The sequence below is a fragment of the Anaerovorax sp. IOR16 genome, from assembly GCF_017168145.1.
Classification (GTDB): domain Bacteria; phylum Bacillota; class Clostridia; order Peptostreptococcales; family Anaerovoracaceae; genus IOR16.
Genome location: NZ_JADQTL010000008.1, coordinates 250,921 through 271,954 on the forward strand (window position 1 = coordinate 250,921; position 21,034 = coordinate 271,954).

The window sequence follows — 21,034 nt, forward strand, 5'->3', positions numbered from 1 at the left end:
CCGTTAACCTTGGTAGTTAAACATTTCTTGGATTTTGCTTTTTAGTGTCGGCATTACAACATCTCCGAATAAAGCATAAAGTCCTGCAAGAAGCAGACCGCCAAGTACAACTGCAATCAAGATTTTCACTGCACTGTCCACATAATTTTCACCGCTGTTATTTAAAGCGGCAGCTTTCATTTTCATTGTCTGAAACATAAAAAACGCTTTAGCCTCAGTCATCTTTTTATTTGCAAAACAAATAATTTTCTTCATAATCGTATCCTCCTAATTTACATTGTCATTGTTGGAGCAGAATTTTGCTCCCGTTCTACTGATTGTTCTTCTTTTTGTTTCTGTCCTTGGGTAAGAGTAATTTCATAAGCTTCAATGACCACATTCTTCAAATCATTTCTAGCTTCTGCAGTAATAGGAAAGCAGATGTCAATATACTCACCACGTTGTGTTTTGTAATTTGGCATAGATACAAACAATCCCTTTTGACCTTCCATAAGCTTAATTCCACGAATTGCAAATGCGCCATTTATATTGACATTTGCCATCGCTCTAAACTTACCGTCGGGGCGGATGCTTTGAATTTTCACATCATAGTGAAGTTCGTTGTTTTGTTTCATTTTCTTGTTCCTCCTGTTTTTTAGTCATAAGAAAAAGGAATACAGTTTTTACATCTGCATTCCCATTTCTTGTTGTAAGTTTGGCTCTATAAAGCCGATTTCTTTAAATCCAAATCTGTCCACATAGTAAAAACTTCTGCTTGTATCATCGTAAAGCTCCACTACATCAGACATAGAAAGAGAATGCCCATTGTAGCCTTTTGGATGATTTATGTTGCATACGGTATAGATAGATTCCAAATCATTTGTATCGAGTTCACCATCAAATAAAGCTTTGTAATGCTCAGCGGTCGGCTCACCGAACTTCTTTTGAAATTCCTCCAATGAGATAAAACGCATAGAAAAATCCGAATCAGCATTTAACTGCCAAATTCGGACTTTTTTAAGTGGCTTGTAATCTTCATTTAACTCAGCAATTTTTTCGCCTTTGGAAAGCTTATCAAAGATGCCCTCCATAACATTGATTTCATAATTTCTCTTTTCGCACCATACTTTCAGCTCCTCGCAATCAAACATGGTATCTACTGAAGCTTTGCCGTCCTTTATATATCCCGCAGGACTGCCATAGTAATAAATACAGCGGTTTTTGAGTTTAATACTATCCATAAAATCCTCCTCATTACTGCATTTTTATTCCTCCCATATCTTGATTTTCCTCCATGTTCACTCCTATCTCATTTAGCTTTTCCAATGCCCAATCTGGGAGGTGCTCGGTTTTCAGCTCTCCGATAAAGTCGCTGCGTTCATATTGGCACTTTTCGCCATCGGAAAGAAATCTGCCGAACACCTTTCTTCCACTTGCCGTAGGAGAGCAGCCAAAGCCGCCCTCACATAAAACAAGCTGGTCACGAGGATTTTTATACTCATCTTTGAGGTTTGTGGGACGAAGTACCATCACCTTACCCTCAAAGTTAAGCCCTGTTGGATCATTGCAGTGTTTTGGCTCCCACAAGTTTAAATCTTGGTAGGCTCGTATTGCTTGGTTAATAAATCCATCCAGTACAGCAGGGTGGCTATCCACGGCAAACTCCAAACGTTTATCAAATCCTTGAATCTTATCGGGAGAAATATAAAAGCTTTTTGCCCAATCCTTATTCTCACGAGAAAATCTGCCATCATGATTTTTTTGCTGTACGGAATTGGCAAGAACAAAGTTGACTCTGTCATATCCAAACTGTGAAATTACTTGTTCTGCTGTATTTTTTGCAAGCCTTAAGCCATTAAAATTCTGGGCAATGACTTTTTCAATGGCATTTCTACACTCTACATTTGCTTTATGGGACTCCTTATATAAATCAAGTTCTTGATTTTCCTTTGCAAACTGAAAGCTGTACGGATATACATAATTTTTATCCATGAAGAAGTTCCCCCTTTACAAGCAAAGCATCAAGTTCGCCCATACAAATTCCATAGTTATAAAGTAATTCACGAATATCTTCGGGAATATCTGCAATATCATGGTCGTATTCTGCTTGTTCCACACGCACAATTCCGCTGTCTTCCTCAGCATATGCAACCAGTTTTGTATCTTTTGGAATTCCTGCGGTTTCGAGCATATAGTCGGGGAGTTTGATATTTTCTGTATCCATTTCTTCACAATGGCCGCAATCCTCACAAGTACCACAATTTTTTGCTAAGACTTCGAGCAGATTTTGAGTGATATCCGTAAACGTTTCAATGGTTTTTACCATATCCATTGCCGTCATTTTTGCCTTTGTCAGTATAATAAGGCGGTCTACTGCGGTAAGAACTACTTCATCACCTAAGTTTGCAAATTCTATCATTTCATTTTCAACAACCAAGCCTTGCTGTTCATTTAATTTTTTCATGTACATATTCCTCCTAATCCTCTTTTAAGTAATATTCAAACTGTTCGTCCTCGTCCTCCAAATTAGAGAAAAGGTTCATTTGAAAGCTCAAATCCTCCATAATCATCTTCTTTGGATCATAATTTGTAATAATCAATTCACTGTACTCGGCACCTCCTTCATAACGCTGAGCCAAATTATTGATACGAACAGCAGAGCGAATATAAAAATCCTTATACAGTTCTCTGATGTACTCACAATCGTTATACGACACCATCCATAATCCCTTGCACTCTGAAAGCGTATCTCGAAGTCTTACATGGTTCTCTTTTGCAAATCCCACAGAATAATGCCCTTCTGTTCCAAAATAAGGCGGATCGCAATAGATGAATGCACCATCTCTGTCATACTGCTTGATTAAGTCCTCAAAGTCCTTGTTTTCTATAACAACGTCTTTTAATCTTTCTGAGGCTTCCCATATAATTCTGAAACACTTTCGAATGTCACAGGGTTGACCTCCAAAGGATGTTGTACTACTGCCATAGCTGTACTTAATAAGCTTAAAAAAGGCTGCTGCTCTTTTTACTTCGTATAACTCTGTTTTCTTTTCATATAGAAGTTTCATTTCTTCAGCAGACGGTGGAGCAATATATTTTTCTGCCAATTCCAGTTCTTCAACCATATATGCGTCAGTAAACTCTTCCTGCTCAATAAAATTTCTAAGAACTCCAAATTCATCTCTTGAACAGAGAGGCAAAAATCCAAGTTCTTTTAAAAAAGCAAGTGGACGTTCTTTCACACATAAAAAAAGGTTTACAAGATTTGAATTAAAATCGTTGTAAACCTCCATACAATTCTTTCTCTGCCTTTTGCCAAAGAGTACCCAACCGCCACCACCAAACACTTCTATATATCGAGTATGTTTTTTAGGAAACAGCTTATATAACAACTTCCTTAGAGACTTTTTCCCGCCAATCCATGAAATAAAGCTATTCACTTTTCTATCACCTTCTTTCTGAGAAACAAAAAAGGCCGACTGCTTTACTGCATTTGCAGTGAAACAATCGGCCTTTACTCTGCGGTGTTCATATAATCTCACACTCGATAAGAAGTTCCATAAAATACTGTCTGCCTTTTGGCGTGATAAGGGTTTGTGTGCCACTGTGTCCGTTTCTGCAAAACTCTTTGATTTCAAAAAGTCCGCTATGAACAAATGACTGCATTGGGTGAATGACTTGCTTTGTGTCACGAAACACAAACTTTTTATCAAGCAGAAATTGAGTAAATCTCATTGGTTTAATACCGAGTTCCTTTGCGGTAGTGCGGAAATTAACAAGCAAGTTGTTATCTACCAAGGTGTCAAAGTAATCTGCTTTGGGTTCTAACGTGTCAATTTCATCTTTCAGTCTTTCATTTTCTTCCGCTACCTTTAACATCTGTCTTAAAAACACCGACAAGTTTTCTGGATTATGGAAAATATCATCAAGCTTTGCTTTGGTAATATATCCACCATAGGCTCTAATAGAGGGGAGGACTTCAGAAGTTACCCAACGCTTAAACTTCTTAGCGGTAGGTAGTTTACTGGAGAGAATAAGGGAATAAAGACCACTTTCATTAATAAGAGTTCCTTTTGTTCCGTTGACGGTGAACGTTTCGTTCACCGTCCTATCATCCTCGTCAACATGATCTCGGATTGCCTTTTGGGGATTGCTATATTTTAAAATTTGTGCTACATCTTTTCCCACAAACCAAGGTTCACCATCAATGAGCAAGGTTCTTATCTGCCCGAATTCCTCGTATTCAAAAATCTTTAGTTCATGCATTCACATTCTTCCTTTCCGTACAAACAAAAAAGGCCGGCAAGTTGATGCTTTCACATCTTCCTGTCGGCCGTTATTGCTTTATATTCATTTCATTTCCATTGTCATGGTTGGTTTGTTTTGTTCAATCTGCATAGAAAGTGTCAATCCAGAGAAAGGCACTAACATTCCATAGGGTGTTTTCTCCACACCGTTTTTTTGCATCAATGCCGTTCCGTACCCATCCGTAGAAAGATAGAAAAGCAAGTCATCTTTTAAAGGCATATCAATATCTTTCAGCATTTTTATTGCATATTCCGATGGAGTTTCACATCCACACTCCAAGGTGAATTCACTTAGATATTCCGTAACCTCTACGGCAGTCTGCAGATTGAATTTATCAAATGTACTCAGCATTGCCTTGTATTTTGGAATATCTCCATAGGCTTTCATAGTTTCAATTTTTCTTGCAAGTTCATTGAGAGTGTATAAGTCACTCATATCATAAAACACTTCTTCCAGTTGTGGTATGGTGCTTTCATACTCATAAAACACACATTCTTGTGGGGTGCTTGCCCCAGCTTTCTTTACAGCAGTTATAATGTTCGTATTATTTGCTGGCAGTGTAAGTGTTACGGTATGTTCATCATTTGGAATATCTCCTATGGGTGCTTTGGCAATCTCTAATCGAAACACATAATTTTTAGGCTGAGGAACAGGGAAGTTTCCGTTATACAGCTGTTTCAGTTCTTCATTTACGACTGCATAACCTCTGCCGCAATAAATGCCGTTTTCTTGTTCCCGCATTTCTTTACCCACTTTTTCGCTGTCGATATGGGAAAGTAACCAATTTGCTTTTTCTGTTGGAAGATTATCAAGCTGTGATACAAACTCATTATCAATATAAAAATTTCCCAGTTCCTTATCATTAAGAACGGGGATATAGTGCATATCTATTTCATTTACATTCATTGCTAAATTGATGAGTTCACTTATCGTTACCGTATCATTTTTACAGGTAATAGCCGTCAAGGCTTCAAACCGCTGTTGATCCACTTCATCTAAATTTTCTACTAACGCTGCAAAATGATTGAGTTCATACAGACTGCAAGGCTCCAGTGCTTTTTCGGCAAGTAGGTCATATTCAATTAAACATTCCGCAGAAATAACCTTGCTGTCTTCAGATGTGCTGTGTATTTTTTCCAAGCAGTCCTTCATTTCTTCAAAAGTGGCTGGGAGTTCTATGTTTGCATATAACTTTCCGCTTTTATTGCAGAGTTCTGCTTGCATTACTTTTTTCATAGACTCATTCCTCCCATCTTAGGTGAATCCACTGTTTGTTCTTCCTGTGGCTTTGAAATCACCTTGAAACTATCTTCACCTACTACCACACCAAGGGAACGACCATTGTCCCACTTCATGTGCAGAGTTCCCATATCGTCAACTGAAGTTACTTCTCCTTGTGTACCGGGCGGTACAGGTGAATACGGATCTGACATACTAAGCAGTTCTAATCTCGTACCAACGGGATATTGCAGTTTAATTCTTTCAACTTGTGCCTGTGTCGGATATCCTCTCATTTTACATCCCTCCAAATTTCATATCATGATTTTGCTGTTCTATTCCCATTTCCTCAGGCGTCTGTAAACACCAGTTTTTTGCTCCCCAAAAGCTGACGTATACTTCTTTACCATTGCATTTAATCTCTCGTTGCTCAAAACCTTCGCCCCATCCATCACTCGCTTGACCCGTAATTTCGTCCTTTATTTTGACAAGCTCATTGTCATTAAGGGGAATTTTTAGTATAAGGTTGGCTACTCCCATTAGCTGACCATTTACTTCTTCTACTGAGAAATCATATCTTTTTACCTTTGCATTGATGCTGTCCTGTTCGCTGTAGTATTTCATCAATCCACGTTCCGTTTCTTCCGGCAAAGCATTTTTCTCAATCGCTTGCATAATTTCATCCTTATATTCCGCCAGTTCATCAGGATAAACCTCAATTTCAAAGTCTACTTGATAAAGGTCACCATAGTTATTTTCATCATAATATGTGGTCGCACGAAGTGGCATATACAGTTTTAACTCCTGTAAGTCTTGTTTTGGAATTTCAATTCCAAGGTGCTCCGATAGAACCTGTGCAAGTTCTGAATTATAACCGTGATAGAGAATGTATCCTTTTTCTGTAAATGCACCATTTTCGTTTGCAATTTTCTGCCGTCCATATGCCTTAAAGTCTATATATTCTTCAAGGTTTTCGTCATACTCAAAATGACCGCTGTCGCAGATAATGTACTTTCCGTATTCCTCAGCGGTATGGATATTAGGGAAGAGTTCAAACTCATACATACTGTCGAGAAGTGCTTTTAAGTCCTTTTGATCATGTGGCTTGACAAATTCCATCAGCTTTTCAAAATAGCTTTCTTCTTGTGTGCCAAGCTCTCGAAACTTACTTGCTAGGTGATTAATATCATCCATGTTTTCGCACAGTGGTTTTTCGGAAGTTATGATATCAAGCATTCTGTCTGAAAAGTGGTCACTTGTAAGGCTTAGACTGCATTTTGAAAGAGAATCGGCATCCAATCTCAGCAAGACATATTCTATCTGCATTTGGGTACAAGGCAGATAGAGAGATTGACTATATCCGTCTTTTCCCACTTCTAACTCTGCAATTTCATCTTGCCAATGATACAGGGGAAAGTGCATTCCGTCATAAATTGTCTGTATGGGGTTTTTGTTTTGATAAAGAATTCCGTAAGGAGTAACCTTTGGAATTTGGTTTTGAGCAAGCATCTTTTCAAAATACGATTTGCCGTCAAAGCTTTGCAATTCTTCCTCACTGACCGCGCCTTCCTCTGTTAAGTACATTTTCCTGCCTACTGCATCAAGGTCGCTGAAATCGGCTACAAGGCTGTAACAGTGCGTGTTAAAGGTGATATTGATGAGTTCTGCCGTAGTTTTCGCTTTTTCTGCATATGCCACTGCATAAAATGTTTGAAGTTCATCGTTATCGAAACTGTCCAATCTTTTCATTAGGTAATCTAATTCATGAATGTTGCAAGCCTTATCTTTTAGGAGAGTAGCTAACCTTTCATCGGATACATCAACAATAGTACAGTTGGGTTCTGTGCTTGGTGCGATTTCTAAGCCAAGACAAACTTTTTCAAAATCCTCAGCTTTCCAAGGAAACCATAAGGTTTCAGTTCTTTCATTTACAGGGTTCTTGATTGAAATTCTCAAATTCATTCCTCCAATTCTTGTTTTTGACATTAAAAATGAGCCACCTTTTAAAGTGGCTCAGATTCGTTAATTTTCATATAGGTTTGTAATTTGCAGATTTTTTTGTTCGGCATATTTTACGGTATATGCTGTACCGCCTTTACTGCCGTCATAGTAGCATATCATTTTACTGCTGTGGTCCACCATGTATCGGTTTCTTTGGTTATAACAGCCTGGGCGATAATATGTATTCAGCATTAACTCTTCATCACACTGCTCAAGGATGTCATAATACTTGTCCCGATTTGCCTCATTCCAATTTTTTGCTTGTTCTTCGAATGGTATCACAGCAATCAGTGTAATCGCTTTTGGATCATTGGGCTTAATCACTTTTTTTCGTTTCAGTACAGTATCTGCACATAGTAAGTCGAATCCATAACACGCTCCGAAGTAGAATGTGTTTGCTCCATTTGCGATTGCCTCATCAATTTCTTCCCATAGTCTTACCTTAAGTTTTTCAATTTGCTCTTTGCTTTGCGGTAGCTTTTCACTCCGATGACCGCTGAAGCATAGAGCGTTTTCTTTTTTCTGCATAGTTTTATGCCTCCTTTATAATACTATATACATAGTATCTATTTATATGTATATAGTCAATACGTAATGTTGCATATAGAATAGATATAGAGAGACTAACTATTAAAAGTCAAGCTAAAAATAAGTGAAAATATAAAAACTAATTAACCTTTTAAAATTGCACAACAAAAAGAGCATTGTAACAATGCTCTAAAAACAATATTAAAACAGAATAAGTTAAGCTGCTCTAATATATATTTGACCTGATTTCTCAAGCTGATAAATTACTCGAACAAGTTTTTTTGCTGCATGAGAAATTGCAACATTATAGTGTTTGCCTTCTGAACGTTTCTTTGCAAGATAGGCAGCAAAAGTAGGATCCCACTTACAAACAAATTTAGCAGCATTAAAAATAGCATACCTTAAATATCTCGATCCACGTTTTTCCATCTTGGCATGAGTGGAATAAAGCTGACCCGATTGGTAAGTTGACGGAGACAATCCGGCGAAGGCAAGGATTTTGTCAGGTGAACCAAAATTTGTAAAGTCACCTATTTCAGCAATAATCATAGCTCCTGTAGCTAAACCGATACCTGGGATTGAAAGAATGGGTGAATTAATTTCTTCCATTATGCGTTTGATTTCCGTTTCAATTTCTTCAATTTCTCTATCAAGCTCGGCTATAGATTTTATGGTATGTTTGAGTTCTAAAGATTTTGCAGGCATGTGAGAACCTATAGAATTTCTAGCGGTTTCACGAAACAAAATTGCCGTTTCTTTTGTAAAACGACCTCTTGAGGATTCAGAAAGTAGGTTTGTCAATTTTAATAAATGAGCATTTGATATAGCTTTCGCACTTGGGAATTCAAAAAGAAGTGCATAAATAGATACCATATGCAATGTTGCAACTAAGCCTTCAAGTTCAGGAAAGAGTATGTTTACCAGCCTTGAAATAGATTGTTTTAATTTTGCACGTTGATTTACCTTATCAAAGCGATAGCGAGTGAGTGATTTTAATTCTTCATTATGGTATAATGTGTCTGTGTAGGACTTTAAGTTCACATCAGACATTAACATACTTGCAATAGTGCGGGAATCAACTTTATCCGTTTTCGTCTTTCTAAGGCTTAGACTTTTTCTATAAAGATTGGTATGTAACGGATTGATGACAAAGGTGGGAAGACCTTTATCTAGGAGATAACCCAAAATGTTGTAGGAGTAATGTCCTGTGGCTTCCAGTCCTACTTTTATTTTGCTTAAATCCTTTGTGGTAGATGAAATCTTCTGATAAAGATCAATAAATCCCTCCATGTTGTTCGTGATGGTAAATGATTTAAATAAAACTTCCCCTTCACTGTTCATAATAAAACAATCATGCTTGTCCTTTGCTACATCAATTCCTACTAAAATCATATCATTCGCTCCTTATAAAAGTATTTGATACTGTTTTTAGACCACGGTTGCTCTTTGCAATTGTAACCTCGTTCTAAATTAACCGTCATGCGGTATCTAACTAATTAACAACTGTACAAAGAGACTGTGGTTAGAGCCTCTCTAAAAACCATCAAGTGGTAGGTGATTAACACTAATCCACAGTATCTATAACAGTATAGCATTTAGTCCTTGAAGAGGGACTTTAATAACTACGACTTTATTATACGAGGTGGTTAATATGAACAACAGCAACTCGATTTTTGAAATTAAGGATTATGGGAAAATTAGCTTTCATGTAAAAGAAATTATGGACAACAAAGATATGACCAGAAGCAAACTTGCTAAACTTGCAAATATCCGTTTTGAAGTAGCTGACAAATGGTACAACGGAAACATTGAGCGTATGGATATTGATGTCCTCACTCGCATCTGCTTTGTTTTGGATTGCAAGATTTCCGATTTGATGACATATGAAAAGTAAATCTCGCCGATACAGAGTCTGTTTTTACAGGCTCTTTTTATTTGCAGATACCCAATATCTCTGTTCCATACTTGGTAAGGAGTATAGCATGAATGATAGCTTGAAAGGTTTTCTCATCAATTAGGCTTTCATCCGCAATTTCATTCAGTTTAATATACTCTTTCCCTGTAGATATTGTCTTTGCGGTTTGGTAGACAGCGTATCTGTTGGTATCAATTCCTTTTAAATGAACAGATTTAAAATCAACCTTAGTTAAATAAACATGTGAGGAAGACCATTCCCATAGTTCATGGTCAGCTGTAAGCAAAAACAGAGTGGCAAGAAATTGATAATCAATTTTCTTTACCACTCTGTTTTTTATTTTGATAATACTTTCAAATCGCTGTCGGTGACTGCTGTCGCAAAAGAAATCGCCATTAAACTCTGAAACCAATTGACTCAATCTTTTTTTGAGATTATATTCTTTGAAATCCTTAAAGGTACTTTTTACTATGTTTTCATAACATACTGCGTTAGCTTTTAATCTTTCGGATAAGACTAAGCACTTACTTTCATCATTCCTGCATTTGGGGTATTCAGTACAAAACCGACAGGTAACATCTTCTTCGGTAAATGGAAAGCCTTTTAATACAATCAATCCTTTCCCTCTCTTAGTAAAGTTGGGCACAAGCATCATCATCTGCTCAAACTCCTGTAACCTTGTGCCGTACATAAATAATTTTGACATTGTAATCTTTCCTTTCTTTTTGTTTTTGAACATAAAAAATAGGCTAAGTCTGTAGGTCTTAAGTTGACCTAAGGCTTAGCCTATTAATAAAGACTCTATTTTATTAATATGTATTATTTGTTATTTGACGGAATCCAACCTTTTTTATAATTAGCAGAATGGATTTTAATCCCCTTACCAAGTATCATGTATATTTCGCCATTTCTTTCTATAAAACATCTATTGCCATTATTAATTTCTTCTATTTCTTGTTCCGTAAAACTAATATTAGGAGGAATTTCATACTTAAAATCAATACATTTTAACTTTTTAATATCTATTTTTTTATATAAATTATAGTCTAATAATATTTGTTCTGCATCATTTATTACTAATCTATAATCACAATCATATAAAAGAAATATTTCATTGACTGGACACATTTTTTTATTCTCTTCATCAATTAAATAGACAGGATCATTGCACCCTATAGATATTTGGTATAGATTAGTTGTAAAATCTTTAAACATATTTATAGCAATATGATTTCTCATTTGATTTGCTTCAACATCAAAAGTTTGCCCTTTTGCAACATTATGGCGTGAAGTAAGAAACTCTAAATTAGATATTCTACAATCAAAGCCATCGTTATTCATATGGTCAACAATCCAACCTCTTTTAGTCATTTCTTGAAAAATTTCTTCCCCATACCATTTTTTCATAATGTATCTATGTAACAAGCCAAATTTATTATTTTTTAGGTATCCATTACTATTTATCCAAGTAACCCCTGTAAGCTCTTCATAATAATCCTGGCGATAAGTTGTAAATCCAAGTTTGTCCCATTCCTCCCCTAAAATATGAATATCATCATTACATATCTCAAACTTGTTTTTACTCGACAATATAGTCATCTCCCTTCACTTAAAGATATGTTTATATGCTTTTTAGTTTCTTTAACCTCATGTCATCTATATTTTCCCCAATTTTCAAGGCTCAAAAACGGCACTTTTTTGCCCATTTTCAAGCCTCAAAATCGCTCCAAAACCACAACATGTTGTGGTCAAAGTTTACTTTTTGCCCTCCGAACCACATTTCGTCATCATTATTATCGTTTCAACGTGCCCTGTCGAAGGGAACATGTCCACAGGCTGCACTTCCTTTACGGAATACCCGCCTTCGCCCAACACCTTAATATCTCGTGCAAGGGTTGCCGGATCACATGACACATAAACAATACGCTTTGGATCTACTTTAAGCACTGCTTCCAAAAGCTCAGCATGGCAGCCAACTCTCGGCGGGTCCAAAATGACCACATCTGCCTTTACATCTTTTAATCGTTTCGGCAAAACTTCTTCACTCTTCCCACAGATGTATTCCGCATTTACAATTCCATTGATGACTGCATTACGATTCGCATCAATCACAGCAGCCTTTTCACTCTCAATACCGATAATTCGTTTAGCCTTAGACGCACAATATAAACCAATGGTACCCACACCACAATACAAATCAAGCACCGTTTCTTCTCCGGTTAAAGCTGCAAATTCAACAACCTTATCATAAAGTACCTTCATCTGTACCGGATTCACCTGATAAAAAGACTTCGGAGATATTTCAAAAACCAAATCCCCTACCTGATCTGTAATTGTTGGTTTTCCTGCAAGCGTAACACACTCTTTCCCTAAAATTTGAGATCCTTTATTTTTATTTATATTTAAAACAACACTCTCCAAATACCATCGCGGTTCTCCGCTTTCATTCAAAGGCAAAGCATTAATTGCTTCATCCATTAATTCAATGAGACGTTCTTCCTTTTTTAAATGGCTTCCATTTACAACCAGAATCGCCATAACTTCACCCGTAGCAAATGCTGATTTTACAATCAAATGACGCAAAAGTCCCATACCGTTTTTCGGGTCATAGACGCTGACGGTCTGCTCCTCCACATACTTTTTAACTGCAGCGGCAAGAGCTTCTGCAGGCTCTGCCTGAATCATACAATGCTCACAATGTACAACATCGTGTGTCTTTGGCTTATAAAATCCAATGCTGCACGGTTTATTGTTTCTCAATTTTCCTTCATGGTTTTTTACCAATCTTCCCGCTTGAATCGGAAACTGTGCTTTGTTTCGATAGCGGTAAGGCTCATTCATTCCCAAGGTTGGCTTTACTTCTACATCTGTAACTCCTCCGATTCTCTGCAAACGATCAGAAACCCACTTTTGCTTTAATGATAACTGGCCTTCATAATCCATACTTTGGAACGTACATCCTCCACACTCTTCAGCATAAGAGCACTGGGGCAAAATACGATGCTCGGATTTTTGTATCAGTGATAAAACCTTACCTCTTGCAAAGCTTTTCTTTACCTGTGTAATCTCAACCTCTGCCAAATCACCTACAATCGCACCCTCAACAAAAACGGCCATGCCATCTACTTTGCCGATGCCTTCGCCTTCCATTCCCATATCGATAATCTCTATTTTGTATACTTCACCTAATTTCAAATTTTTCTTCCTTTCAAGCAAAACTAAATTAAAAACAATTTAAATGATAATTACTATTTATTTTTATTAAATCGTTTATTTGTAATGCATTATATAGTATTATTTTTCTTTTTACCAAGTATACCATAATCGTAGAATTCTGTCGCCTGTTTAAGCTTTAACCATATAAGCTATTTTGGTATACTTAAATTGTTAAAAAGCCGCTACACCAATAGAAAGGCGCAGCGGCTAAAGTTTTATAGTCCTAATTCCTTAATCATCTTTTGAGCCCGATCACTCTGATAATTATAATTCTGCAACGTCAATCCATCGTATTCGGAATCATCCCAAGGCTGGTTTATCAGTATTTTTTTAATCTTCCATTTTAAAGTCTGATTGTCTGTTTCCAGATATAAATCGTGTAAATATGGTACCGAAGCGGCGGACAAGCGGTAAAGACTTTTTATATCAAGATGCTCCAGCGTTCCTTGCTCATAACGTTCAATGTTGTATTTTGTAATTTGCCCATCTACATTTCCATAAGCAAGTATCATAAAACAAACAATAAAAGAAATTACCATAGCTTTTCCTGCCCTGAAATTCACAAATTGTCGTACCAGGATAATGCAGAAAAAGACAAACAACAATAACATAAACCATGTTGTATATACCCGAAGTACAGTTAAACCATAATAATGAATGTACATTACCATTTTACTGATGCCCGTTGCTATCAAAAGCAAGGTAAGAATTGAAAGTATCGAAGTTTCCAGCTTCAATCCCCAATTACTTTTACCTAGTTTTTTTACTTCTTCCTTTTTTAGTTCTTTACTCTGTCCCGAATCATCTTTTGGCTCTTTGCTCTGTTCCGAATCATCTCTCTTCATAATTAAATAAGCAGCAGCAATCGTCACTAAATTAATTCCTGATACCGTACACAATTCAAAGAAACCACGGCGTGCATATTCTGCATATGTCATCGAATGCGGTAATACATTGTCAAATGCCGATAAAAGATATACCCCTTGAGAGAAGAAAAATAAAAGGTAAATGGCATTCAGTGCTGTCATTGCCGTAAAGATTGCGGCACTCGGTGCAAATTGAAACGCTGCAATCGATTTTTGCACGGATTCCAAAGATGTTTCCTCTGCATATCTCCCGGTTGCATTTCCATAAAACAGCCCATATAAATAACAGCTTACCGGGATTCCAAACAAAAACTTAATGGCATAATTCAGAAAATGATTCGACAAAGAAAATGACATTTTTCCAATCAGCATTTCAAACACGGCATCAGCATCCATTAAAAGCTGTATTACCCAAATAAGGATTGGTGCAAAGAAAAATAGCCCTAAAACTGACATGAAAATATTCTTTCCTCTTTGACTTTTCATTCCAATCTGCTTAAATCCGAAAAACTGACAAGTAAAATTAGCAAATGGTATAAAAATAAATTGTAAAATCAAATCCCAAAGAATATATGCAGACAAATGTCCCTCTAATCTTCGCTTTGTTGTTACACAGATCCAATACACTGCAAGCAAAGAAACAAATAATAGATTTAAAAACTTTAAAAATCCATTATCAAACAAAAAAAACTGCAAAGAACTAACTAAAGTCAATATTAAATATGGGATGTTTTGCTTTGTCTGTGAGAAGCCACTTTGACGCATATACAAACCTGCACTCAAACAAAATAACAGAACAAAGCAAGTCGCACTCAAACCCAAAGCGGAAAAACCAATCCAATGCCAGTATAAAAATCCGATCACCGGCATAAATAGTGCTAATTGAATGTCTTTTCCATCAAATTTTTTAGGCCGTGCTGCTGCAATGACCCGAATCTCTTCTTTTACCCCTAACGTATCGTCCATTTTTTCCCCCTACAACCAAAATCTCTAAACCAAATTTTAATAATCAATCCTTGTCTTTCGCATATTCTAAAATATCCCCCGGCTGGCAATCCAATGCCTTACAAATTTCCTCTAAGGTAGAAAAACGGATTGCCTTTGCTTTATTGTTTTTCAAAATAGATAGATTTGCAGGAGTAATACCAATGCGCTCGGAAAGTTCGCCAGCAGACATTTTTCGTTTTGCCATTATCACATCTATATTTACGATGATTGCCATTCCCTCTCTCCCTTCAAATCGTTAATTCATTTTCTTGTTTTAAAATAACAGCCTTCTCTATAACATTTTTCACCACCCTTAAAATTAAACCAAAGAAAGCAGCTGCAGCAGCGACAATAAGAAATAATAAGTAGTAATATCCCGATAGCAATAAGATGCCTGCCACTACAAAGCAGCACCAGGAAATCGCTCGAAGATCCTGCACGTTTTTATCAATAAAAATGCGGTCTTTTTTTATGTTGCTCAAGACACGATTTAAACAATAAAGTGCAATGAGCGCCGGTATACAGCATGCATAGATGGTAATTAAAAGTGGTACAATCAAATCGGGGTTTTTCCCGGTATAAGCCATATAATGTTTTACAAAGTAAGGTGCCCCTATCCCGAATATAACGATAAGTCCCATTACCAGCTTGGTACAAATTGACGAAAGCGTCACTGATTTCACTGCATTCCACATAATGTTCCCTTTCTTTTTTCCTGAATTTGGTTTTATTATAAAAGGAATAATATTAATTGTCAATATATTTTTATCGTTTATCAATAAAAATATATTGATTTTAAATATTTGGGTATACTATGAATCTATTTAATAAAATTATAAAAGACGATATATAGAATGGGTTTTTTTATGGTACATGCTTTCTTGATTGCATTCCCTTAATTTGATACAATACTTAGAACAAACAGCAAAGAGATAGGAGTATCTTATGTTACATGAATTTTCAAGAACAGCGCTTCTTCTTGGGGAAGAAGCAATAAATAAATTAAGCCATGCTTCCGTAGCCGTCTTTGGTGTCGGCGGCGTAGGCGGCTATACAACAGAGGCCTTAGCAAGAAGCGGTATCGGTCATTTCGCCTTATTCGATAATGATACTGTATCTCTGACAAATATAAACCGACAGATCATTGCGACCCATAAGACGATTGGAAGATTAAAGGTTGAAGTAATGAAAGAACGGATTTTGGATATCAACCCAAATGCAGTGGTTGAGATTTATCCGGTATTTTATACTGCAGAAAATGCAGATCAATTTGATTTATCCAGCTTCTCTTATATCGTCGATGCAATTGATACGGTTGCTTCTAAGCTTTTATTAATCGAACGTGCAAAAGCTGCGAAAACACCCATTATATGTTCCATGGGTGCCGGCAACAAACTTGATCCGACTCGCTTTGAGGTAACAGATATAGCCAAAACCTCAGTTTGTCCTTTGGCAAAGGTTATACGTTCTGAGTTACGAAAAAGAAATATTAAGGATGTGAAAGTCGTTTATTCAAAAGAAGAAGCAATAAAGCCGGCACCATCCGCCGAAACCGGAAAACGTCAAATTCCTGGAAGCATTGCTTTCGTGCCTTCCGTTGCCGGACTTATTATTGCTGGTGAAGTCATCAAAGATTTGGTATAAGAGCTTACCGTTCAAGGCGATCAAGAATTTTCTTTAAGTATCCCTCATTAAGCAAATGAACGGTTTCAAATTTTCCATTATAAAACACGGCCCAGTTATTGAATACACACGGAACCTCTTTCGCCTTTTCAAGTGTATCCACCGAAATCAAATCAATGGGTATATTGTTTGCATTACAGTAATCTTCCACTTGCATAATGCAGTTTGGGATATAAGGACACTGTTTTCCATAATAAATAGTAAATTTTTTACTTTCAATTATTTGTTTCTTTGCACCCTCTGTAAAATGCGGTTTTGTTCCGTCAAATGACAATGCTAAAAGTTCATACTCTTCTCCGATATCATCAACCGTTTCAAAACCATATTTAAGCATAAACTTCTTCTCGGAAAGATAAGGTTTTTTCTTCTTGGAGCTAATGATGCATATACCGGATTTTCCTTGATTTTTTGCATCGTTGAGACAATACTGAAGCAGCTCTTTTCCATAACCCTTCCCCTTAAAGCTTCCGGAAACCCATAAACAATAGATATAGATATAGATATAGTTTTCACCTATAATAGGAACCCATGCTTTTTCAAGTGGTGCATATTCAATAAAAACCTTACCTTTTTCGTTTAATTTTCTAAAAATATGCCCTTCGGACATCCTGTTTTTCAGCCATTCTTTTTTTACATTGACCCCACATTGATGCTTTTTATCTGAAATCGCACAGCAGAGATGTTCGTTTTCAAGATTTTCTGTAGTAATGTTGATGTATTCATGACTCATTGATTTACCTCGCTTTCATGTACAAATTTAATACTGCTATAAATATCTATTTTCTTATTTTAATCGGATGTCTCAAAACCGTTTTTAGCTTGCTTGCATCACATTTTCTAGGATCACTCAAATATATTTCGTGATGAAATCGAGTTGTCGTAATATCTATCTCATATCCATTGTCTAAAGCATATTGATCCATAGCCTGAATGGTTTGAGGTTCATCATCATAAGAACCAATATGCATGCATTGCACACAAATACCTTCATCATAGGTGAAAAACTCTACTTTTGAAAAGTCTTTTTTCTTCTTTTTCGTTGCTTCTTTTATCGCCCAATTAAAATCTTCTTTTGTCACAAAATCAGGTAAGCGAATTATAGAAATCCAATGAAATGTATCCTTGCATGAATAATCAATTCCTATTACATTATCTTGCCACCAAAAGCCTTCTAATGGCGGTACTACATATTCAAAATACCCGTCTATTTTATGATCCCCTTTATAACTCATTTTGATTGTAAAAGCGATTCCATAAAGCATTCCCATAGCTTCTTGGTATTCTCCATTTTCTTCATTTGGATTACCCTTACTTCTTACAGCAATGTAGTTCATCTTTGGTATTTCAACGATTACTGGTTTCTTAGGCGGCATATAATACTCTTTGTATTCTTTTTTATAGTCAAATGGCATAGTATGACCTCTCTTTCAAATTAATAGAGCTGTACATTCAAAAAAATTCTTTAAATTTTTGGTTTCAATTTCAAATGTTTTATAAGGTATTATAACCGCTTAAATAAGACAACAGCATGTCATATTATTTATAAAGGTTTAAAGTTTCTTGTAACTTCTTTTTTACTGTGTTGCGTATTTCGATCGGTTCTAATACTTCACAGCAAGGACCAAATGTAGCAATATAATAATACAGCCAATCGCCATTTGGGTAGTCAATTTCCGCAATAAAACTGCCGTCAGATTGTTGTTTATATTGCTCAAATTCTTCATAAACTCTATATGCCATTTCATGAGACACCCGTAATTTCAGATGTAAATATTCCTCTTGATCATATTTTTCTGTTGTCAAAATACGTTTTGGTGCTTTATTCTTAACAACTTCATCAGTAACTTCTAAATCTTTTATACGTCGTAATTTAAAAAAACGATAATCACAGCGTGTCTTGCAATATCCATATAAATACCATGCAGTGCCTTTAAAACAAAGCTTTAAAGGTTCTACATTTCGAAAGCTTTTCTCCCCTTTCATATTAAAATACTGAAATGCAACGGACTTTCGATTACAGATCTCTGTTTTTAATGTTTGAAAAAGCATAGCCTCATCCGTATGGTTATACCAAGAAGAAAAATCAACTTCAATCCAATCTGCATAAGATTCGCCAAATAAACTACTGAACTTTTTCAATGCAGTATCTTGTCCACTCAAATCTACTGCACTTACTGCACGCAGTGATGCAAGAATGTTTTCTTTTTCCACATCGGTCAATACCGTTTTATCTAAAACAAAGTTAGATAATAATGAAATTCCACCGCCTTTTCCTTTGCTCATATAAATAGGGATACCGGCAGAAGCCAGGGCCTCCACATCACGGTAAATTGTTCGTGAAGACACTTCAAAATGCTCCGCAAGCTGCTTTGCCGTAATGGTTTCTTTCTGCAATAACAAATATATAATTTCAAATAACCGATTAATCTGCATGTTCTCACCTCAAACTCATTGTAGCGTATTAATATGACACCAGCAAGTCATATTAATGCTGTAATAAGCAACTCTAGTTCTGTTTTTATTTCTACCTGTATGACAGCAAACATTTAATAAAATACCTCAATAATATAGACAATCAAAAAAGTCTACAAACACTCTTTCGTTTGTAGACTTTTTTCACACATATAATTGATTCATTAAAAATTTGTTTATTTTTGTTCGCTCTTGTAACACCACCACCAATCCTCACAAGTTAGGCCCATACCATCCGGATTATTTACACGTTCTAATAATTGATTGTATGTTCTTGGCGGCGGTACCAATACAGGCTGACCGGGTATCCAGTTTGCCGGAGTCACTACTTTATCACGATCCGTTGTTTGCAAAGCTTCCAGCAAACGCAAAATCTCTGTAACATTTCTCCCATTTGTTAACGGATAAATTAGAATTGCACGAACGATTTGGTCCGGATCAATAATAAATACGTTTCGTACTGTTTCCGAATTGCTGACATCTGGTGCTATCATTCCATACATCCTTGCCACATCACCCATACGATCTGCAACAACCGGGAACGGAATTTCAATACCAGTATTCAAATAAATAGAATAAACCCACGCCAAATGAGACGGATTGCTGTCAATACTCAGTCCCAATAACTTTGCATTACGTTTTTCAAATGCCGGATTTGCATTTGCAAATGCAATAAATTCAGTTGTACATACAGGAGTAAAGTCTCCAGGATGAGAGAAAAAAATAACCCATTTTCCTTTGTAATCAGACATTTGCATCGCACCCATCGTTGTATTTGCATAAAAATCTGGGGCTCTCATTCCGATTGAAATGTGATTTTCTTGCATCTCCATCTATTCACCTTCTTTCTTTACATCGTATGTTTCAGTCCCTTACTTCATTCTATAAAAAATGAGGACTAAGAAATCAAAAGATTCCTTAGCCCTCCGTTGTTATCGATTAAAATAATTTATTTTAGAATTTTTATTCTTATGGTAGTTTTTTGCTGTTAGCAATCACATAATCCTTGAGCAATAGCACTTATATCTGGCTTAATAACTCTGACTGCATCGAAGCATCCATCAAAATCTTTTCCTCGAACGATCATTTTATATTCACAGCAATCGGAACAAGCTCTATCACAGAAAGTGACTGTAAACGGTTCACTTGACACTACTTCAAGATCATCATTGCATTCAATTTCATATCTCTTTTTATATCTCCAGCTCTGAACCGTTTCTTCATTACCTTTGCAAACCTTTACTAATTCAAACAGCAAATCAATTTCTAGCTCTTTATCGCCACCGCCGCTTCTAACTGTTGTTTCAGTTTCTGCCTCAATTTCCGGTAACATTTCACCATCTGGCTCACCTTCAGCTGCTCTGCCGCCGCCTCCTCCACCATTTTTAGCTTCTCCTTTGAAGTAAATAAGACTGGAAAATTCGATTTTTACAATCGGTCTGCATAGACAAGTCGTATCAATAATTACTTTATCTAATACAAACTTTTGATATCTTTTAACCCAGCCACCATATATTTCAAAGTGTGCATCTTGTGGATTGCACCCGCATTCCATTAATATTTCTTTTGGCTTTGGATGTTTTGCGAACAAGCAGAAATTTTTTTCTTTGCCATTTGGTTTGCCTTGTTCATTATTTTCACTAGGCTCGCAATAATAACAATCTCCGATATATCCCATTTATATTAACTCCTTTAAATATACTTTATATCTATTTAAACTTTGAGATTAGTTATCTCATCTTTATATTATGAAACAATCCTTCAGACGGTTACCCTTTTTCAATAAGGTTTATACAATTTCACTTTTTCATTTTATACTGGAACTAAAAAACACATCCGCGGATGTGTTTTTTAATTTTCT

General features: G+C 36.2%; 25 protein-coding genes. 2 read left to right on the top strand and 23 right to left on the bottom strand.

The features are described from left to right. Nucleotides 1-3 precede the first annotated feature (3 nt). The 12 genes from I2490_RS03190 to I2490_RS03245 form a co-directional block, all read right to left on the bottom strand. Nucleotides 4-255, bottom strand: a complete 252-nt coding sequence (locus I2490_RS03190) for a DUF6133 family protein (RefSeq protein WP_330634550.1) — start codon at nt 253-255, stop codon at nt 4-6. Nucleotides 256-272: 17 nt separating this feature from the next. Next, nucleotides 273-614: a SpoVG family protein gene (locus tag I2490_RS03195; RefSeq protein ID WP_206458327.1), complete on the bottom strand. Its 342-nt coding sequence runs from the start codon at nt 612-614 to the stop codon at nt 273-275. Between the two features lie 48 nt (nt 615-662). Continuing rightward, entirely contained in the window at nt 663-1,220 is a 558-nt protein-coding gene (locus I2490_RS03200) for a YodL domain-containing protein (protein ID WP_206458328.1), read from the bottom strand. 13 nt (nt 1,221-1,233) lie between these two features. Next, nucleotides 1,234-1,971: a DUF3849 domain-containing protein gene (locus I2490_RS03205; RefSeq protein ID WP_206458329.1), complete on the bottom strand. Its 738-nt coding sequence runs from the start codon at nt 1,969-1,971 to the stop codon at nt 1,234-1,236. Then, nucleotides 1,964-2,443 carry a hypothetical protein gene (locus I2490_RS03210; protein WP_206458330.1) on the bottom strand — a complete coding sequence of 160 codons (480 nt, stop codon included), beginning with the start codon at nt 2,441-2,443 and terminating at the stop codon, nt 1,964-1,966. Before I2490_RS03210 ends, I2490_RS03205 begins: the two co-directional genes overlap by 8 nt. A 13-nt stretch (nt 2,444-2,456) precedes the next feature. Next, the gene (locus I2490_RS03215) at nt 2,457-3,419 is read right to left on the bottom strand and encodes a DNA adenine methylase (protein ID WP_206458331.1); all 963 of its coding nucleotides are present in this window, start codon (nt 3,417-3,419) and stop codon (nt 2,457-2,459) included. A gap of 88 nt (nt 3,420-3,507) precedes the next feature. Then, nucleotides 3,508-4,245 carry a BRO family protein gene (locus I2490_RS03220; protein WP_206458332.1) on the bottom strand — a complete coding sequence of 246 codons (738 nt, stop codon included), beginning with the start codon at nt 4,243-4,245 and terminating at the stop codon, nt 3,508-3,510. An 84-nt stretch (nt 4,246-4,329) separates the two neighbouring features. Next, nucleotides 4,330-5,523, bottom strand: a complete 1,194-nt coding sequence (locus I2490_RS03225) for a hypothetical protein (RefSeq protein ID WP_206458333.1) — start codon at nt 5,521-5,523, stop codon at nt 4,330-4,332. Next, entirely contained in the window at nt 5,520-5,801 is a 282-nt protein-coding gene (locus I2490_RS03230) for a DUF4314 domain-containing protein (protein ID WP_206458334.1), read from the bottom strand. The genes I2490_RS03225 and I2490_RS03230 overlap by 4 nt, the downstream gene beginning before the upstream one ends. A gap of 1 nt (nt 5,802) precedes the next feature. Next, the gene (locus tag I2490_RS03235; protein WP_206458335.1) at nt 5,803-7,491 is read right to left on the bottom strand and encodes an antirestriction protein ArdA; all 1,689 of its coding nucleotides are present in this window, start codon (nt 7,489-7,491) and stop codon (nt 5,803-5,805) included. 36 nt (nt 7,492-7,527) lie between these two features. Then, on the bottom strand, nt 7,528-8,034 hold the full coding sequence (locus I2490_RS03240) for an SLOG family protein (protein ID WP_206458336.1): 507 nt from the start codon (nt 8,032-8,034) through the stop codon (nt 7,528-7,530). A gap of 216 nt (nt 8,035-8,250) precedes the next feature. Next, complete coding sequence (locus tag I2490_RS03245; RefSeq protein WP_206458337.1) at nt 8,251-9,426, bottom strand: IS110 family transposase; 1,176 nt, start codon at nt 9,424-9,426, stop codon at nt 8,251-8,253. Nucleotides 9,427-9,685: 259 nt separating this feature from the next. On the opposite strand from I2490_RS03245, the gene I2490_RS03250 reads away from it, so the two are divergent. Beyond that, complete coding sequence (locus I2490_RS03250; protein WP_245157071.1) at nt 9,686-9,928, top strand: helix-turn-helix domain-containing protein; 243 nt, start codon at nt 9,686-9,688, stop codon at nt 9,926-9,928. Between the two features lie 37 nt (nt 9,929-9,965). On the opposite strand, the gene I2490_RS03255 is transcribed toward I2490_RS03250, so the two are convergent. The 6 genes from I2490_RS03255 to I2490_RS03280 all read right to left on the bottom strand — a co-directional run bounded on the left by I2490_RS03255 (nt 9,966) and on the right by I2490_RS03280 (nt 15,713). Beyond that, nucleotides 9,966-10,655, bottom strand: coding sequence for a hypothetical protein (locus I2490_RS03255; RefSeq protein WP_206458338.1), 690 nt, complete (start codon nt 10,653-10,655; stop codon nt 9,966-9,968). 113 nt (nt 10,656-10,768) lie between these two features. After that, on the bottom strand, nt 10,769-11,539 hold the full coding sequence (locus tag I2490_RS03260) for an HNH endonuclease (protein WP_206458339.1): 771 nt from the start codon (nt 11,537-11,539) through the stop codon (nt 10,769-10,771). Nucleotides 11,540-11,704: 165 nt separating this feature from the next. Beyond that, on the bottom strand, nt 11,705-13,144 hold the full coding sequence (rlmD, locus tag I2490_RS03265) for a 23S rRNA (uracil(1939)-C(5))-methyltransferase RlmD (RefSeq protein ID WP_206458340.1): 1,440 nt from the start codon (nt 13,142-13,144) through the stop codon (nt 11,705-11,707). 236 nt (nt 13,145-13,380) lie between these two features. Then, nucleotides 13,381-14,997, bottom strand: coding sequence for a DUF4153 domain-containing protein (locus I2490_RS03270; RefSeq protein WP_206458341.1), 1,617 nt, complete (start codon nt 14,995-14,997; stop codon nt 13,381-13,383). Nucleotides 14,998-15,040: 43 nt separating this feature from the next. Further along, the gene (locus I2490_RS03275) at nt 15,041-15,253 is read right to left on the bottom strand and encodes a helix-turn-helix domain-containing protein (RefSeq protein WP_206458342.1); all 213 of its coding nucleotides are present in this window, start codon (nt 15,251-15,253) and stop codon (nt 15,041-15,043) included. A gap of 13 nt (nt 15,254-15,266) precedes the next feature. Then, on the bottom strand, nt 15,267-15,713 hold the full coding sequence (locus I2490_RS03280) for a DUF2975 domain-containing protein (RefSeq protein WP_206458343.1): 447 nt from the start codon (nt 15,711-15,713) through the stop codon (nt 15,267-15,269). A 250-nt stretch (nt 15,714-15,963) separates the two neighbouring features. Here I2490_RS03280 and I2490_RS03285 point away from each other — a divergent pair, with 250 nt between their 5' ends. After that, the gene (locus I2490_RS03285) at nt 15,964-16,662 is read left to right on the top strand and encodes a tRNA threonylcarbamoyladenosine dehydratase (protein WP_206458344.1); all 699 of its coding nucleotides are present in this window, start codon (nt 15,964-15,966) and stop codon (nt 16,660-16,662) included. Nucleotides 16,663-16,666: 4 nt separating this feature from the next. Here I2490_RS03285 and I2490_RS03290 read toward each other — a convergent pair whose 3' ends face one another. The 5 genes from I2490_RS03290 to I2490_RS03310 form a co-directional block, all read right to left on the bottom strand. Continuing rightward, the gene (locus tag I2490_RS03290; protein ID WP_206458345.1) at nt 16,667-17,431 is read right to left on the bottom strand and encodes an N-acetyltransferase; all 765 of its coding nucleotides are present in this window, start codon (nt 17,429-17,431) and stop codon (nt 16,667-16,669) included. Between the two features lie 46 nt (nt 17,432-17,477). Then, complete coding sequence (locus I2490_RS03295) at nt 17,478-18,113, bottom strand: GyrI-like domain-containing protein (RefSeq protein ID WP_206458346.1); 636 nt, start codon at nt 18,111-18,113, stop codon at nt 17,478-17,480. Nucleotides 18,114-18,237: 124 nt separating this feature from the next. Continuing rightward, nucleotides 18,238-19,134 (bottom strand): helix-turn-helix transcriptional regulator, encoded by an 897-nt coding sequence (locus I2490_RS03300; RefSeq protein ID WP_206458347.1) that lies wholly within the window; start codon nt 19,132-19,134, stop codon nt 18,238-18,240. 215 nt (nt 19,135-19,349) lie between these two features. Then, entirely contained in the window at nt 19,350-20,006 is a 657-nt protein-coding gene (locus tag I2490_RS03305; RefSeq protein ID WP_330634552.1) for a peroxiredoxin, read from the bottom strand. 155 nt (nt 20,007-20,161) lie between these two features. Continuing rightward, on the bottom strand, nt 20,162-20,851 hold the full coding sequence (locus I2490_RS03310; protein WP_206458348.1) for a DUF4489 domain-containing protein: 690 nt from the start codon (nt 20,849-20,851) through the stop codon (nt 20,162-20,164). Nucleotides 20,852-21,034: the final 183 nt, after the last annotated feature.